The following is a 15134-nucleotide window of genomic DNA, read 5'->3' as shown; positions in this document are numbered from 1 at the left end:
ACCCTTTGTCATAAAACAAGCTGAGGAAGATTTAACATGTTGATTTCTATGAAAGAGATGTTAAGACCCACCCGTCAACATCGCTTTGCGATTGGCGCCTTCAATGTCGCTGACAGCTGTTTTATCCGCGCGGTCGTGGAAGAAGCCGAAGCCACTCAAACCCCGGCCATTATTTCGATTCATCCCAGTGAACTGGAATTCGTCACCGATGCATTTTTTGGCTATGTGCGGGAGCGCACACTGAAAAGCAGCGTGCCGTTTACGCTGCACCTGGATCACGGTGCATCGGTGGCCCATGTGCTGCGCGCTATTCAGTGCGGTTTCACGTCGGTGATGATTGACGGTTCCCTGCTGCCTTATGAAGAAAACGTGGCGCTGACGAAAGAGGTGGTGAAGCTGGCCCATGCGGTGGGCGTGTCGGTTGAGGGCGAACTGGGGACGATTGGCGATACCGGGACGACCGTGGAAGGCGGCGTGAGCAAAGTGATCTATACCGACCCGGCTCAGGCCGAAGACTTTGTGCAGCGAACCGGCGTGGATACCTTAGCGGTCGCCATCGGCACCGCGCATGGTATCTATCCCAAAGATATGAAACCGGAGTTGCAAATGCATATCCTGCGCGACATTTCACAGCGCGTTTCCATTCCACTGGTGCTGCATGGCGGCTCGGCGAATCCCGATGCCGAAGTGGCCGAGGCGGTGACGCTGGGCGTGGGTAAAATCAACATCTCCAGCGACATGAAATATGCCTATTTCCAGAAGGTGCGTGAAGTGTTAACCCGTGAAACCTGGTGGGATCCGAACGTAATTTATCCCGAAGCGATTGAGGCGGCAAAAGCGGTCATTCGCTACAAGATGAATTTGTTTGGTGGGCTGGGTAAAGCGTCGTTGTATTGAGCATCTTCGCTTTTTTGATTCAGATAACCGCACCGTGGCGTTTCAAAGCCATCTGACAGAAAGTCGAAGCAGGCAATCCGCAGCGCTGAACAGAACGATAAAGCCAGGATTTGCCTGCAGGACGCGGGCAAAAGACGGAGCCGGTACAGGCTGTATCGTCTCCGTCGGTCCGTCAGGCTGAAGCGCGACGTGAAGGCAACCGCGACAGCGGCGTGAGGACGCCCGCTCAGAAACCCTGTCGGATGGCGTGTGCACCGCTGCAAAAAAAACTGAGCGCACAAAACATGATTACTTCATCACGCCCATCCACTGCTGCGCAATCTTCGCATATTCTCCCGTGGCCGTGCTCAGGTGTAGCCACTGATCGACATACTGTTTCCAGCTCATATCATCACGCGGAAGCATATAGGCCTTCTCGCCATACTGAAGCGGTTTATCCGGGTTGAGTGCGCACAGGGAAGGAAAGCGTTTTTGCTGATACAGCGCCTCTGAGGCATCGGTAATCATCACATCGGCTTTGTTATCCACCAACTGCTGGAAAATGGTGACGTTATCGTGAAACAGCGTTAACGCCGCCTGAGGAAGATAACTGTGCACAAAGGCTTCGTTCGTCCCGCCCGCGGGTTCGATTAACCGGACGCCAGGTTTATTTAGCTGGTCAACCGTTTGATACTTCGTTTTATCCGCGCAGCGCACCAGCGGAATTTTGCCGTCCACGCCAAGCGGCTGAGCAAACCAGGCGGTTTGCTGGCGCTTCAGCGTAACCGATACGCCACCCAGTGCAATATCACACTGTTTCGCTAAAAAGTCCTGCATCAGGGTTTTCCAGGTGGCAGGTACCCATTGCACTTTTGCTCCCAGTGACGCCGCCAGCGACTCCGCCATGCTGATATCCAGCCCTTCATAGTGGCCATCGGGTTTCAGAAAGCTGTAGGGCTTGTAGTCCCCGGTCGTACAGACTTTCAGGGTTTTGGTATTGAGCACGCTGTCCAGACGTGACTGGGCCTGAGCACCGCCAGCCACCAGCAGTAAAGTCATTATGAGTGTTTTCTTCATCATTCTTTTTTTTCGGAGGTGAGTTTGCGCCGTTATGGTGACATAACCTTACGGGTTATTGCGCTAATCGCAAAAGTGTTGTGATCATTCTCGCATTTTTCTCCCGCGCGTCGCGGCCTAAGCTACTCCCCATAAACGCATACGGGAGACACGCTTAATGAGCAACATTTTAATTATCGATGGTGGTAAAACTTTCGCCCATTCTAAAGGTGAACTGAATCATACCCTGACCGACGTGGCCGCCAGCCAGTTGCGCGATCTGGGTCATGAGGTGACCGTTACCGTCGCCGACAGTGACTATGTTGTGGCAGATGAGATCCAAAAATATCTCGACAGCGATGTCGTGATTTATCAGATGCCAGGCTGGTGGATGGGCGAACCCTGGACCGTGAAACGTTATATTGACGAAGTCTTTACGGAAGGCCACGGCAAGCTGTATGCCAGTGATGGTCGCACACGTTCAGACAGCGAGAAAAAATACGGTTCTGGCGGCCTGCTTCAGGGCAAAAAATATATGCTTTCCCTGACCTGGAACGCTCCGCTGGAAGCCTTTACCGATCCTGAGCAATTCTTCGAAGGCGTCGGCGTGGATGGCCTGTACCTGCATTTTCACAAGGCTAATCAGTTCCTAGGAATGGAAGCCTTACCGACGTTCATCTGTAACGACGTGATCAAGCAGCCTGATGTGCCGCGGGATATTGCACGTTATCGGGCGCATCTCAGCGAAATTTTTGCTTAAATAAACTTTCACCCCGAAAGAGGAAACGTGAATGTTAACCGTCGTTGCTGAAATTTGTGTGAAGCCAGGCTACCGTCAGAAAGTACTGGAGGCGTTTCATCAGGTGATTCCCACCGTGCTGGAAGAAGAAGGCTGCCATCAGTACAGCGCGCTGGTCGATCATCAGGCGCAGGTGCCGTGGAAACACAACTCACCCGATTCGATTTTCATGCTGGAGCAGTGGGAAACCTTGCGTCATCTCGACCAACATCAGCAAATGCCGCATATGGAAGCCCATCGCGCTGCCATTAAAGAATACGTGACAGACGTAAAAATTCTGGTGCTGGAACCCGGCCAGTAATTTCTGCAACGCTGACACGAAAAAGCCCCGGTACAGGCCGGGGCTTTTTGCAGCGGGTAACCGACTCAGACTTCGATATCGGCCTTGTCGCCTTTTTCCTGTAACCAGTTGCGGCGATCTTCAGAACGCTTCTTCGCCAGCAGCATGTCCATCGTCCGCAGCGTCTGCTCAATATCGTCGTCACTGACGGTAAGCTGAACCAGACGGCGGGTATTCGGATCGAGCGTGGTTTCACGTAACTGAAGCGGGTTCATTTCACCCAGCCCTTTAAAGCGCTGAACGTTCGGTTTGCCCTTCTTACGCTTTAACTGCTCCAGTACGCCCTCTTTCTCGTCTTCATCCAGCGCGTAATAGACTTCTTTGCCCAGATCGATACGATAAAGCGGCGGCATCGCTACATAAACGTGGCCGTTTTTCACCAGCGTGCGGAAGTGCTTCACGAACAGCGCGCAGAGCAGCGTGGCAATGTGCAGCCCATCTGAGTCGGCATCGGCGAGAATACAGATCTTACCGTAGCGCAGCTGCGTCAGATCTTCGCTGTCGGGATCGATACCGATCGCCACAGAGATATCGTGCACCTCCTGTGAGGCCAGCACTTCATCCGACGAGACTTCCCAGGTGTTCAGGATCTTGCCTTTAAGCGGCATGATCGCCTGGTATTCGCGGTCGCGTGCCTGCTTGGCTGAACCGCCCGCCGAATCCCCTTCCACCAGGAACAGTTCGGTTTTATTCAGATCCTGTGCTGTACAGTCTGCCAGTTTTCCAGGCAACGCCGGGCCGCTGGTCAGCTTTTTACGCACGACCTTCTTCGCCGCGCGCATTCGGCGCTGGGCGCTGGAAATCGCCAGCTCTGCCAGCTGTTCTGCCGCCTGCACGTTCTGATTCAGCCACAGGCTGAAGGCATCTTTGACCACGGCTGACACGAAGGCGGCGCACTGGCGTGAAGATAAGCGCTCTTTGGTTTGACCGGCAAACTGCGGATCCTGCATTTTGACCGACAGCACATAGGCACAGCGATCCCAGATATCCTCGGCGGACAGCTTCACGCCACGCGGCAGGATATTGCGGTATTCGCAAAACTCACGCATGGCGTCCAGCAGGCCCTGGCGCAGACCATTAACGTGTGTCCCACCCTGCATGGTCGGGATCAGGTTCACATAGCTTTCGGTCAACAGCTCACCGCCTTCCGGTAGCCACAGTAACGCCCAGTCCACCGCTTCGATATCGCCTGCAAAGGCACCCACAAACGGTTTTTCCGGCAGCGTCGGCAGGCCGTTTACGGCTTCACACAGATAATCTGTCAGGCCATCTTCGTAACACCAGCGCTGCTCGGTATTGTTGAGCTTGTCTTTAAAGACGATTTCGACACCCGGACACAACACGGCTTTCGCTTTCAGCAGGTGAGATAAGCGGGAAACCGAGAAACGCGGGCTGTCAAAGAAGTGTTCGTCCGGCCAGAAATGGACGCTAGTGCCGGTGTTGCGTTTGGCAACCGTGCCGGTGACGGTCAGATCCTGCACCTTTTCACCATTTTCAAAGGCGATAGTGTAGATCTCGCCGTTACGGCGCACATTCACTTCAACGCGTTTGGACAGGGCATTAACCACCGAAATCCCGACGCCGTGCAGGCCACCGGAAAACTGGTAGTTTTTATTGGAAAATTTACCGCCCGCGTGCAGCCGGCACAAAATGAGTTCAACAGCCGGAACGCCTTCTTCCGGGTGGATGTCCACCGGCATGCCGCGCCCGTCGTCGATGACTTCCAGCGACTGATCGGCATGCAAAATCACCTCTACCCGTTTGGCATGGCCCGCCAGTGCCTCATCGACGCTGTTATCAATGACTTCCTGACCCAGGTGGTTAGGGCGCGTCGTATCGGTATACATTCCCGGGCGACGGCGAACCGGCTCAAGGCCAGTCAGGACCTCAATGTCACCCGCATTATAGCTTGATTGACTCATGGTAACTGTCTGATTAGATGAAGAAAATGGTTGCGATTTCCACGTTGCTCAAGCGTGATTCAGGCCCAGAAAGTCCAGAATTTGCGGGAAATGGCGCTCGAATCCAGTAAATGCATGATTTCCGCCCTCTTCAACCGTATGACGGCACGCGCTGTAATAGTCGAGTGCCTGGCGGTAGTCGAGCACTTCATCGCCGGTTTGTTGCAGCAACCACAATAAATCAGGCGCTTCCAGCGGATCAATCTGCATCACTTTCAGATCGTAAATGTGGCGAGACTCTAACACATATTGCTGACCGGTGTAGGGATTCTGATTTTCACCCAAAAAATCCACCAGCAACTCAAACGGGCGAACGGCGGGATTGACCACCACCGCCGGCAGCATAAAACATTGTGACAGCCAGGTGGCGTAGTAGCCGCCCAGCGAAGAACCGACGAGGCCCAGCTGTCGTCCGCTGTGGCTGAGCACAATATCTTCCAGCATAGCTGCCGCATCCGCAGGAAACGTGGGCAACTGCGGCACAATCATCTCGATATCGGGATGATGCTGGCTCAGCCACTGTTTAAACAACGTCGCTTTTGCTGAACGCGGTGAGCTGTTAAAGCCGTGCAGATAAAGCAGCGCCTTCATCCGTTAATATCCTTCAGCATCCAGATCGGGGCGAAAAGCCTGTGTGGTGAGTCGGTTGACTTCGGTCTCAAGCTGACCGTCATTGTGCAGCGTAAACCAGCGCCAGCCGGGCGCAACGGTATCGATGGTAAAGCTGGTACAGTGCGGTTTGAACTGCACGCAGGTCGACGGCGTTGCCAGCACACGGCGGCCCTGCCAGGGTACATCCATTTCCTGATGAATATGGCCGCAGACCAGCGTTTTTGCCAGCGGATAGTGCTGCAGCACGGCGTCTAACTGATGCGGATTGCGCAGGCTGTGTTGATCAAGCCAGGTGCAGCCCGACGCTAAAGGATGATGGTGCAACAGCACCAGCGTATGGCGCTGCGGATAACGGGCAAGCGTGGTATTCAGCCACTCAAGCTGGTAGTCACTTAACATGCCATGGGGCACGCCGAAGACCTGGCTGTCCAGCAGAACAACCTGCCAGTGATCGCCTAACAGCACATGCTTGTGTGCGTTAATGCCGGCCTCTGCCAGCGTATCGACCATCGCAGGTTGAAAATCATGATTCCCCGGCAGCCAGACGCAAGGTTTAGGCAGGCGCGAAATGCCCTCAACAAAATGCTGATAGGCTTCGACTGAGTGATCCTGAGAGAGATCGCCGGTGGCAACGATAAGATCATAATCACGCTGCTGCGCGATGATCGCATCCAGTACCGCGTCATAACTGGCCCAGGTATTCACCCCCAGCAGGGATTCGTGTTTTCCTGCGAACAAATGCGTGTCCGTTACTTGCAGAATCCGAACCTCAGATTCTGTTGTCGCAGGAAGAGTTAGCAGGCTATCCAAAGCGTTTCCTTCGTCTCTACGCCATTCAGTGCATTATACGCATCAGCAAACCGGTACTGCCATCGCGCCGTGCGTCAGGCAATAACGTAACCAGTCAGCAAGAAACTGATTGATTTGATGCTTCTCATCACGCTGATTCATTTTTTTATTCGGATAATCATAACGTGCTTTGAACCGATAGATCTGCTGTGTCGAACACACTTCAGCCACCATCGCGTCATGATACAGCCTGACAGACATTGACGGCAGGCTCCAGTAACTTACGGCTGGGGCCGTCTGACGGATATCGACCAGGGTAGTATAACGCGTTGATTCTTCAACGGTTACCTGGTAGCGGGCGCCACTCACCTGATAGATCACCGATGCGCCTGCTGCGTCATCACGTGGTAGCAGACGACGTAACTGGGCGAAATTGGTTTCGCACAGCCTCATCATCTCGGGGAAATCAGGGATATAGCGCTGTTTCATTTTTGCGTCCACTCTTCTCGAAGTTTTTTATGGTGCAGTGCCAGCCATTGCAAGGCGATGACAGATGCCGCGTTATCAATAATCCCCTGTTCCACCCAGTGGTAAGCCTGTTCACGACTGACCACATGGACAAGAATATCCTCATTCTCTTCCTCCAGACCATGGCATCCTTTTGCCTGGCTGGCATCCACTTCTCCGACCATTACCGATAACCGTTCGCTGGTGCCGCCGGGACTGGCCAGGTAGTTCAGCACCGGTTTGACCCAGCCAACCGTCAGATCCGCTTCTTCGACGGCTTCACGGCGCACCACCTGCTCCGGGGTTTCACCCGGTTCAATAATGCCTGCCACCATTTCCAGCAGCCAGGGCGTGGGACTGCAATCGAAAGCCGGGATGCGGATCTGTTCAATCAGCACCACTTCATCACGGACGGGATCATAAGGTAGCAGCACAGCGGCATGACCGCGCTCAAAAACTTCACGCGTCACTTCCCGGCTCATTTGGCCATTAAACAACCGATGACGAAAGCGATAACGCACAATGGAAAAAAAACCCTCGTATGCGGTTTCTCGTGCAATAATTTCTACATCATTTTTTGTGAAAGTCACAGGTGATGTTTTATTGTCCTTCATCATTAAGTTCCTTATGCAGATTGGGATAACACAGATAAAACACAAGCCCAGATGCCATCCAAAGGGTTATTACTGAGTTATTTACCTGAAACACACAAATATGGCACGTTCAGCCACCTTATCTCACAGTTGCCCTCTGCTAGAATCTGCGATAATTTTTGGCTTACAGGCGGCACAGTCACTGCGATTTGCTGCAACAAAAGGAATGCAAATGAAAAAACTGCTCCCATTTTTTATTGGGCTGAGCCTGGGCGGTTTCAGCTTCGCCAGCCAGGCGGAAAACCTGCTTCAGGTTTACCAGCAAGCGCGTTTAAGCAACCCTGATCTGCGTAGCTCTGCGGCGACGCGTGATGCGGCGTTCGAGAAAATTAACGAAGCGCGCAGTCCTTTATTACCCCAACTGGGTTTGGGTGCAGACTATACCTACGCAAACGGCTACCGTGATAGTAGCGGTATTCACTCCAATACCACCAGTGGCTCGCTGCAATTGACGCAAACCATTTTCGATATGTCAAAATGGCGTGCGCTGACGCTGCAGGAAAAAGCAGCCGGTATTCAGGATGTGACCTACCAGGTCGCCCAGCAGGATCTGATTCTGAACACCGCGACGGCCTACTTCAATGTGCTGAAAGCCATTGATACGCTTTCTTACGTCGAAGCGCAGAAGATGTCGATTTATCGCGAACTGGATCAAACGACCCAGCGCTTCAACGTGGGCCTGGTCGCCATCACCGACGTGCAGAACGCCCGCGCGCAGTACGACAGTGTCCTGGCGAATGAAGTGACCGCGCGTAATGACCTGGACAACGCAGTGGAGTCTCTGCGTCAGATTACCGGTATGGATTACCTGGCGCTGGCGTCGCTGGATATTGATCGCTTCAAAACCACTAAACCTGAAGCGGTTAACTCGCTGCTTAAGCAGGCTGAAAGCCGCAACCTGAACCTGCTTTCTGCCCGTCTGAACCAGGACTTAGCCCGTGAGCAAATCCGTTCAGCGGAGGCGGGCCATTTACCGACGCTGGATCTGACCGCCTCGACTGGCCTGTCCAACAGCAAATACGGCGGAAGCCGTGCTGAGCAAAATGCCAGCTCGACAGATTCCATCACCGGCAACAACAAAGTGGGCCTGAGCTTTACCCTGCCGCTTTACAGCGGTGGCAGCGTGACCTCGCAGGTGAAACAGGCGCAATACAACTTTGTCAGCGCCAGTGAGCAGTTGGAAGCCGCGCACCGTTCAGCCGTGCAGACCGTGCGCTCGTCTTACAACAACGTCAATGCGTCAGCAAGTAGCATTGCCGCTTACAAACAAGCCGTGGTGTCCGCGCAAAGTTCATTAGACGCGATGGAAGCCGGTTACCAGGTGGGAACCCGTACCATCGTTGACGTGCTGAATGCGACATCAACGCTTTATAACGCTAAGCAGCAGTTGTCGGATGCGCGTTACAGCTATCTGATTAACCAGTTGAATATCAGCTATGCCCTGGGCACGCTGAACGAGCAGAGTTTGGGTGTGCTTAACAGTCAGTTAGGTAAAGAAATCTCAACCTCGCCGGAAACGGTTCAGCCACAAAATGTACAGCAGGTGCTGGGTGAAGATCACATCTCCACTTCCGAAACGGCACCAGCACCGGCCCCCGTACATAAGGCCGCACATAAGAGCAGCCGTAATCCGTTCAGTCACTAAGCCTGTTGCGGGCTGCTTTGCGGCCCGCCTCTCTGCAAAACGTATAACTACGTAAAGATCCCCGTCCTGCCTGGCCGTTAGCTTCATTTCTCACCACTCATCCCCTATTCTATGCACTACCTTTGGGCACAGGATATTTATAATGAAACGGACTAAAACGATCCGCTATGCCGCCTTTCGTAAGAGCTGGCAAGCAAGACACTTAACGCCTGTTGCTATCGCTGTTTCAGCGGTATTTATGCTGGCAGGTTGTGAGCAAAACGACGAAACCGTCACCCTTTATCAAAACGCGGACGACTGTTCAAAAGCCAATCCGGGACAAAGTGCGCAGTGCACCACCGCGTTTAACAACGCGAAAAAGGAAGCTGAACGCACCGCGCCAAAATACGCGACACGTGAAGACTGTGTCGCCGAATTTGGTGAAAACCAGTGTCAGCAGGCACCGGCACAGGCGGGCACAGGCAGTACGAATGCCGAAGCGCAGCAAAGTGGCAGCTTCTGGATGCCGTTAATGGCAGGCTACATGATGGGGCGCATGATGGGCGGTGGCGCGGGCTTTGCCCAACAACCGTTGTTCTCACCGAAAACCCCCAACAGTCCGGCAAACGGTCAGTTCGTGGATGCCTCTGGCCGTAACTACGGTAATGCCACCCCAGGTAAGACCATGAACGTGCCCAAAACTGCCCTGGCGCCGAAACCGACCACCACCTCCACCATCACACGTGGTGGTTTTGGCGAAACGGTTGCGAAACAAAACGCGATGCAGCGCAGCAGTGCTTCCGGCACCTCCAGCCGTTCGCTGGGAGGCTAATACCGTTTATGCAACGTATCGCGATTTCTGAGCGTCCGGGCTGGCGGGAAAAAGCCACAGAGTTTGGTTTTCGTTTTCACACCATGCACGGTGAGCCCTACTGGTGCGAAGATGCTTACTATCAGTTTACCCTGGCGCAAATCGACTATCTGGAGGAGGTGACCGCCGAACTTCATCAGATGTGTCTGCAGGTGGTGGAAAAAGTGGTAAACAGTGAAGCCCTGCTTACCCGCTTCCGTATTCCAAAGCACACCTGGGACTTCGTGCGCGACTCGTGGAATCAGCGTCAGCCTTCACTCTATTCCCGTCTCGATCTGGCGTGGGATGGCCGAGGCGATGCCAAACTGCTGGAAAACAACGCCGATACACCGACCTCGCTGTATGAAGCGGCGTTTTTCCAGTGGCTGTGGCTGGAAGACCAGCTGAATGCGGGCCAGTTGCCGCCTGGCAGCGACCAGTTTAACAGCCTGCAGGAAAAGCTTATCGATCGCTTCACGGTGCTGCATCAGCAGCACGGCTTTAACTGGCTGCACTTTGCCTGCTGCCGGGATACCGAGGAAGATCGCGGCACGGTGCAATACCTGCAGGACTGCGCCACGGAAGCCGGCTTACCCAGCGAATTTCTCTATATTGATGAGATAGGGCTGGGTGAGAAAGGCCAGTTTACTGACCCGCACGATCAGGTGATCAGTAATCTGTTTAAGCTTTACCCGTGGGAATTTATGCTGCGCGAAATGTTTTCGACCAAGCTGGCGGATGCGGGCGTGCGGTGGCTTGAACCCGCGTGGAAAAGCATTCTGTCAAACAAAGCGTTATTGCCAATGCTGTGGCAGATGTTTCCCAATCATCCCAACCTGCTGCCTGCCTGGTTTGCTGAAGACGACGTGCCGCCTATGGACAAGTATGTGGTCAAACCGCTGTTCTCCCGCGAAGGCGCTAACATTCGTATCGTGGAAAACGGCAAAGAGATCGCCCGGGTGGATGGTCCATACGGCGAAGAAGGCATGATTGTGCAACAGTTCCATCCGCTGCCAAAATTTGGTGACAGTTATACGCTGATTGGCAGTTGGCTCATCGACGATCAACCGGCCGGTATTGGCCTGCGGGAAGATCGGGAGTTGATCACGCAGGATCTGTCGCGTTTCTATCCGCACGCCTTTATTGAATAGCCTTTTATCTCCAGGCCAGTTCGCTGGCCTGTCTTACGCGTTAACCGACCTGTACCGACAACATACTGATTGCGCCCATCTCCATACCTTCCACCGGAACGGTCACTGGCTCATCTGCGTGACGGGAACCCAGCACATACAGCAATGGCAGGAAGTGTTCCGGCGTCGGGTTGGATAAGGCCGCATCCGGATGCTGCATAAAACTCACCAACGGATGTGCGTCCGCCTCGGCCTGCACCGCCAGATTGTCCCGCACGAAGTTATTGAACCCCGTCGCCCAACTGTAAGCTTCGCCGCCGCCCCAGAGAACTTTACGCAGGTTGTGCACCACGTTACCGCTGGCGACGATCATCACGCCGCGATCGCGCAGCGCAGACAGCTTTCTTCCCATCCCGAAATGCCAGGCGGCGGGCTTGCCGCTGTCGATACTGAGCTGGACGACCGGGATATCTGCGTCGGGATACATCTTAATCAGCACGCCCCACGAGCCATGATCCAATCCCCATGCGTGATCCAGATGAACCGGCACCGGGGATAACTGTTCCGCAATCTCTTCCGCCAGTGCGGGTGAGCCCGGCGCGGAATAACGGGTATCAAAAAGCGCCTGAGGAAAGCCGCCAAAATCGTGAATAGTGCGTGGATTGTCCATCGCCGTTACGGCAGTTCCCTGTGTGTACCAGTGAGCCGAAACCGCCAGAATCGCACGTGGCCGTGGCAGGGTTTCACCGGCTTTACGCCAGGCTGCGGTATAGCGGTTTTCTTCTAAGGCATTCATTGGGCTGCCGTGTCCCAAAAACAGCGCCGGCATGCGAACCTGACTCATAGTGATCCTTGATGTGTTCATTCTGTGAACACCACGATACGCTTTTTACCGGCGTGATCACGCGGATAAGCATGATGTTCTCTGTCAGAAATTTTGAATAAAAATGGCAGGGACTGAGGAAGCGCACAGACAGGACAAGGCGAGACGATCAGGCCAGAGAACTGGCCTGATTAAGACGAAAACTAGCTGGCCTGACGCGTTTCGTGTTCGCGACGGTAGGCTACCAAATCTTCGATGGTGACGACGGGCATGGCGTGTTGTTTCGCGAACGCGATCACTTCCGGCGCATGCGCCATGGAACCGTCGTCGTTGGTCAGTTCACACAGAACGCCTGCGGGCTTGAAGCCTGCCAGCGTCACCAGATCGATAGTGGCTTCGGTGTGGCCACCGCGCGTCAGAACGCCGCCATCATGGGCACGCAGCGGGAAGACGTGACCCGGACGGTTTAAATCTTCAGGTTTTGCGTCATCGGCAATCGCGGCACGGATAGTGGTAATACGATCCTGAGCAGATACGCCGGTGGTTACGCCTTTTGCCGCTTCAATCGTCACGGTGAAACCGGTGCCGTAGGCGCTGGTGTTGTTTTCCACCATCATCGGCAGCGCCAGTTGCTGGCGACGCTCTTCAGTCAGGCACAGACAAACGATACCGCTGCCGTGACGAATGGTTAACGCCATCTGCTCCACGGTCATGGTTTCCGCGGCGAAAATCATGTCACCTTCGTTTTCGCGATTCTCATCGTCGAGAACCATAACACCACGGCCTTCGCGTAAGGCTGCAATAGCACGTTCTACACGCTGTTTCGGCGTGCCAAATTCAGAAAGTAGAGTCTGATTCATGGTAATAAAACCTTATAAATGTGTTGGGTTACCAGAATCAGGGCAAGCTTAGGAGTGACGTCGTAAAGACGTAGCAATGACGCAAAACAGACATAATGCCTGACAGATGTCGTTACCCTCTCCCATCCGGACTTTAACCGTCGGCCCCGGAATTACACCGGATCTGCTGACCTTCACCATTACGGCGAAGCGCTCGCGGGCTTTCAGCCTGGGCTGATTTACCGCCGGTGGGGAATTTCGCCCCGCCCTGAGAATAAGCGTTTTAACTATAACGTTTCCCCGTCAGGGCAGCAATCCACAAAGCCATTATTGCTTTAGCTTTTTTTGCGCTATGGATTTCAGGTTTAACCTTTTCAATTCAGGCATTACACTTAAGTGACTCTAGCGTTGGTAAAATGCTGCCACAGCAACCCGTAACCAGGAAATCATCATGATCGACACGAAAAAAATTGAACAAATTGCCCGTCAGGTTCATGACGCGCTGCCGAAGGGAGTTCGTGAATTTGGCGATGATGTTGAAAAGAAAATACGGCAGACTCTGCAGGCCCAGCTGACCCGCATGGATCTGGTCAACCGTGAAGAGTTTGATGTACAGACTCAGGTTTTACTGCGTACGCGGGAAAAACTGGCGGCGCTGGAACAACGTCTGGCCCAGCTGGAAAGCAAAGGAACCGGGACCGCATCGTCTGCACCAGCGGTGCCCACCACACCAGGCCCGGCACCGGCGATTGTCCCGGCGGCGAACCCTGCGGATAAATCCGGCGAGTGATGCTGGCTGGCGGGAGCGCAGGCTCCCGCCATCACGACTCAGTTGCCGCGAATGGTTTTAATGATATTGGTGGTTGAAATGCCATCTTCAAAGTTCAGCACCCGCACGTCACCGCCATTCGCCCAGACTTCCTTACTGCCTGCAATGTCTTCCGGCTTGTAATCCCCGCCTTTCACCAGTAAATCCGGTAATATGCTGGCGATCAAACGCTGCGGCGTATCTTCTTCAAACAGCACGACCCAGTCTACGGCTTCCAGCGCACCCAGCACGATCATCCGGTTTTCCTGCGGATTCACCGGACGGCTTTCGCCTTTAAGACGTTTCGTCGACGCATCGCTGTTTACCGCCACAATCAGGCGATCGCCCAGTTTACGGGCGTTTGCGAGGTAGGAAACATGACCGGCATGCAGAATGTCGAAGACGCCGTTGGTCATAACCACTTTTTCGCCGCGCTGACGGGCCATAGCGACGGCCTCTTTCAGTTCCGCTTCGGTCATGATGCCAAAACCGCGCTCCGGACGGGCATGAATGGCGTTTTCGAGCTCCACGATGCTGACGGTTGAGGTTCCCAGTTTACCCACCACCACACCGGCTGCCGCGTTGGCCAGGAAACAGGCTTCTTCCAGCGAATCCCCCGCCGCCAGAGCAGCAGCAAGCACACCAATCACCGTATCCCCGGCGCCGGTAACGTCAAACACTTCCTGTGCCTGCGTGGGCAAGTGCAGCGGCGCTTTCCCCGGCTGTAGCAGCGACATGCCATTCTCAGAACGCGTGACCAGCAGCGCGGAAAGGTCGCAATCGGCAATCAGTTTCATGCCGCGTTCAACAATTTCCTGCTCCGTCCTGCATTTACCGACAACAGCTTCAAATTCCGACAGGTTGGGCGTCAGCAGCGTCGCGCCGCGATAGCGGGCAAAATCGGTGCCTTTCGGATCGATCAGGACGGGCACACTGGCTTCACGCGCCAGAGTGATCATCTGCTGAACGCTGTCGAGCGCCCCTTTGCCGTAATCCGACAACACCACCGCGCCACTGCTGGCCAGCGACTGGCGCATTTTTTCGTGCATCGGTGCGGCATCAACCTGCTCAAAACCTTCTTCAAAATCCAGGCGGATAAGCTGCTGGTTGCGGGACAGCACACGCAGTTTGGTGATCGTCGGATGGCTTTTTAACGTGACAAAATCGCAGTCAACACGAACGTCCTTCAGCGTTTTACTCAGGACCTGAGCCGCATCGTCCTCACCGGTCAGCCCGATCAACCGTGAACCGGCACCCAGCGCAGCAATATTCATCGCCACGTTAGCGGCGCCGCCAGGGCGTTCTTCAACGGTCTCCACTTTCACCACCGGCACCGGGGCTTCAGGGGAAATACGGCTGGTAGGGCCATACCAGTAACGATCCAACATGACATCGCCAACGACCAGCACCGAAGCCTGGCCGAACGCGGGCAGAGTAACTTTCATTCCAGACACTCCAGACTGCATT

Annotated in this window: 16 protein-coding genes and 1 riboswitch; of the genes, 7 read left to right on the top strand and 9 right to left on the bottom strand. The window is 54.3% G+C overall.

Annotation, left to right across the window (positions count from 1 at the left end):
- The first annotated feature begins 36 nt into the window (after positions 1 to 36).
- Complete coding sequence (locus C7434_RS15180; RefSeq protein WP_006118185.1) at positions 37 to 897, top strand: ketose-bisphosphate aldolase; 861 nt, start codon at positions 37 to 39, stop codon at positions 895 to 897.
- A gap of 288 nt (positions 898 to 1185) precedes the next feature.
- Here C7434_RS15180 and C7434_RS15175 read toward each other — a convergent pair whose 3' ends face one another.
- Complete coding sequence (locus C7434_RS15175; protein WP_133745671.1) at positions 1186 to 1953, bottom strand: transporter substrate-binding domain-containing protein; 768 nt, start codon at positions 1951 to 1953, stop codon at positions 1186 to 1188.
- Positions 1954 to 2110: 157 nt separating this feature from the next.
- Between C7434_RS15175 and C7434_RS15170 the strand changes: the two genes are divergently transcribed.
- Both C7434_RS15170 and C7434_RS15165 read left to right on the top strand, forming a co-directional pair.
- On the top strand, positions 2111 to 2692 hold the full coding sequence (locus tag C7434_RS15170) for an NAD(P)H-dependent oxidoreductase (protein ID WP_033739814.1): 582 nt from the start codon (positions 2111 to 2113) through the stop codon (positions 2690 to 2692).
- A gap of 31 nt (positions 2693 to 2723) precedes the next feature.
- On the top strand, positions 2724 to 3032 hold the full coding sequence (locus C7434_RS15165) for a putative quinol monooxygenase (protein ID WP_033739815.1): 309 nt from the start codon (positions 2724 to 2726) through the stop codon (positions 3030 to 3032).
- 65 nt (positions 3033 to 3097) lie between these two features.
- On the opposite strand, the gene parE is transcribed toward C7434_RS15165, so the two are convergent.
- From parE to nudF, 5 genes are read right to left on the bottom strand one after another with little or no spacing between them, the layout of a single operon-like run.
- Positions 3098 to 4993 carry a DNA topoisomerase IV subunit B gene (gene parE / locus C7434_RS15160; RefSeq protein WP_006118187.1) on the bottom strand — a complete coding sequence of 632 codons (1896 nt, stop codon included), beginning with the start codon at positions 4991 to 4993 and terminating at the stop codon, positions 3098 to 3100.
- A 48-nt stretch (positions 4994 to 5041) separates the two neighbouring features.
- On the bottom strand, positions 5042 to 5623 hold the full coding sequence (yqiA, locus tag C7434_RS15155; RefSeq protein WP_039342135.1) for an esterase YqiA: 582 nt from the start codon (positions 5621 to 5623) through the stop codon (positions 5042 to 5044).
- A gap of 3 nt (positions 5624 to 5626) precedes the next feature.
- Positions 5627 to 6454, bottom strand: coding sequence for a 3',5'-cyclic-AMP phosphodiesterase (cpdA, locus tag C7434_RS15150; protein ID WP_033739819.1), 828 nt, complete (start codon positions 6452 to 6454; stop codon positions 5627 to 5629).
- Between the two features lie 42 nt (positions 6455 to 6496).
- Positions 6497 to 6922: a DUF1249 family protein gene (locus C7434_RS15145; RefSeq protein WP_006118191.1), complete on the bottom strand. Its 426-nt coding sequence runs from the start codon at positions 6920 to 6922 to the stop codon at positions 6497 to 6499.
- A complete protein-coding gene (gene nudF, locus C7434_RS15140) occupies positions 6919 to 7554 on the bottom strand; it encodes an ADP-ribose diphosphatase (RefSeq protein ID WP_133745670.1) in 636 nt (211 codons plus the stop codon). Before nudF ends, C7434_RS15145 begins: the two co-directional genes overlap by 4 nt.
- 211 nt (positions 7555 to 7765) lie before the next feature.
- On the opposite strand from nudF, the gene tolC reads away from it, so the two are divergent.
- From tolC to C7434_RS15125, 3 genes are all read left to right on the top strand, one after another.
- Positions 7766 to 9238, top strand: a complete 1473-nt coding sequence (tolC, locus tag C7434_RS15135) for an outer membrane channel protein TolC (protein ID WP_006118193.1) — start codon at positions 7766 to 7768, stop codon at positions 9236 to 9238.
- Between the two features lie 142 nt (positions 9239 to 9380).
- Positions 9381 to 10049 (top strand): DUF1190 family protein, encoded by a 669-nt coding sequence (locus C7434_RS15130; RefSeq protein ID WP_033739822.1) that lies wholly within the window; start codon positions 9381 to 9383, stop codon positions 10047 to 10049.
- An 8-nt stretch (positions 10050 to 10057) separates the two neighbouring features.
- The gene (locus C7434_RS15125) at positions 10058 to 11218 is read left to right on the top strand and encodes a glutathionylspermidine synthase family protein (RefSeq protein ID WP_006118195.1); all 1161 of its coding nucleotides are present in this window, start codon (positions 10058 to 10060) and stop codon (positions 11216 to 11218) included.
- Between the two features lie 40 nt (positions 11219 to 11258).
- Here C7434_RS15125 and ygiD read toward each other — a convergent pair whose 3' ends face one another.
- Together ygiD and ribB are read right to left on the bottom strand one after the other, a co-directional pair.
- Positions 11259 to 12041 (bottom strand): 4,5-DOPA dioxygenase extradiol, encoded by a 783-nt coding sequence (gene ygiD, locus C7434_RS15120; protein ID WP_133745620.1) that lies wholly within the window; start codon positions 12039 to 12041, stop codon positions 11259 to 11261.
- Positions 12042 to 12223: 182 nt separating this feature from the next.
- Entirely contained in the window at positions 12224 to 12880 is a 657-nt protein-coding gene (gene ribB / locus C7434_RS15115) for a 3,4-dihydroxy-2-butanone-4-phosphate synthase (protein ID WP_006118197.1), read from the bottom strand.
- A 110-nt stretch (positions 12881 to 12990) separates the two neighbouring features.
- Positions 12991 to 13139: riboswitch (FMN riboswitch) on the bottom strand.
- A 171-nt stretch (positions 13140 to 13310) separates the two neighbouring features.
- Here ribB and C7434_RS15110 point away from each other — a divergent pair.
- Entirely contained in the window at positions 13311 to 13649 is a 339-nt protein-coding gene (locus C7434_RS15110; protein WP_006118198.1) for an accessory factor UbiK family protein, read from the top strand.
- 38 nt (positions 13650 to 13687) lie between these two features.
- Here the strand turns inward: C7434_RS15110 and hldE are convergent, their stop codons facing one another.
- The gene (gene hldE / locus C7434_RS15105) at positions 13688 to 15112 is read right to left on the bottom strand and encodes a bifunctional D-glycero-beta-D-manno-heptose-7-phosphate kinase/D-glycero-beta-D-manno-heptose 1-phosphate adenylyltransferase HldE (RefSeq protein WP_133745619.1); all 1425 of its coding nucleotides are present in this window, start codon (positions 15110 to 15112) and stop codon (positions 13688 to 13690) included.
- Between the last annotated feature and the right edge of the window lie 22 nt (positions 15113 to 15134).

This window comes from Pantoea sp. PNA 14-12, assembly GCF_004364735.1.
Lineage (GTDB): Bacteria > Pseudomonadota > Gammaproteobacteria > Enterobacterales > Enterobacteriaceae > Pantoea > Pantoea stewartii.
This window is presented reverse-complemented; position numbering and strand designations above follow the sequence as displayed.

What these genes read in the sequence shown, in the direction of transcription:
- tolC (WP_006118193.1), top strand. Translation starts at nt 7,766, where the DNA reads ATGAAAAAACTGCTCCCATTTTTTATTGGGCTGAGCCTGGGCGGTTTC.
- C7434_RS15180 (WP_006118185.1), top strand. Translation starts at nt 37, where the DNA reads ATGTTGATTTCTATGAAAGAGATGTTAAGACCCACCCGTCAACATCGC.
- C7434_RS15165 (WP_033739815.1), top strand. Translation starts at nt 2,724, where the DNA reads ATGTTAACCGTCGTTGCTGAAATTTGTGTGAAGCCAGGCTACCGTCAG.
- C7434_RS15170 (WP_033739814.1), top strand. Translation starts at nt 2,111, where the DNA reads ATGAGCAACATTTTAATTATCGATGGTGGTAAAACTTTCGCCCATTCT.
- nudF (WP_133745670.1), bottom strand. Translation starts at nt 7,554, where the DNA reads ATGAAGGACAATAAAACATCACCTGTGACTTTCACAAAAAATGATGTA.
- C7434_RS15130 (WP_033739822.1), top strand. Translation starts at nt 9,381, where the DNA reads ATGAAACGGACTAAAACGATCCGCTATGCCGCCTTTCGTAAGAGCTGG.
- hldE (WP_133745619.1), bottom strand. Translation starts at nt 15,112, where the DNA reads ATGAAAGTTACTCTGCCCGCGTTCGGCCAGGCTTCGGTGCTGGTCGTT.
- ribB (WP_006118197.1), bottom strand. Translation starts at nt 12,880, where the DNA reads ATGAATCAGACTCTACTTTCTGAATTTGGCACGCCGAAACAGCGTGTA.
- yqiA (WP_039342135.1), bottom strand. Translation starts at nt 5,623, where the DNA reads ATGAAGGCGCTGCTTTATCTGCACGGCTTTAACAGCTCACCGCGTTCA.
- C7434_RS15145 (WP_006118191.1), bottom strand. Translation starts at nt 6,922, where the DNA reads ATGAAACAGCGCTATATCCCTGATTTCCCCGAGATGATGAGGCTGTGC.
- parE (WP_006118187.1), bottom strand. Translation starts at nt 4,993, where the DNA reads ATGAGTCAATCAAGCTATAATGCGGGTGACATTGAGGTCCTGACTGGC.
- C7434_RS15110 (WP_006118198.1), top strand. Translation starts at nt 13,311, where the DNA reads ATGATCGACACGAAAAAAATTGAACAAATTGCCCGTCAGGTTCATGAC.
- ygiD (WP_133745620.1), bottom strand. Translation starts at nt 12,041, where the DNA reads ATGAGTCAGGTTCGCATGCCGGCGCTGTTTTTGGGACACGGCAGCCCA.
- C7434_RS15175 (WP_133745671.1), bottom strand. Translation starts at nt 1,953, where the DNA reads ATGAAGAAAACACTCATAATGACTTTACTGCTGGTGGCTGGCGGTGCT.
- C7434_RS15125 (WP_006118195.1), top strand. Translation starts at nt 10,058, where the DNA reads ATGCAACGTATCGCGATTTCTGAGCGTCCGGGCTGGCGGGAAAAAGCC.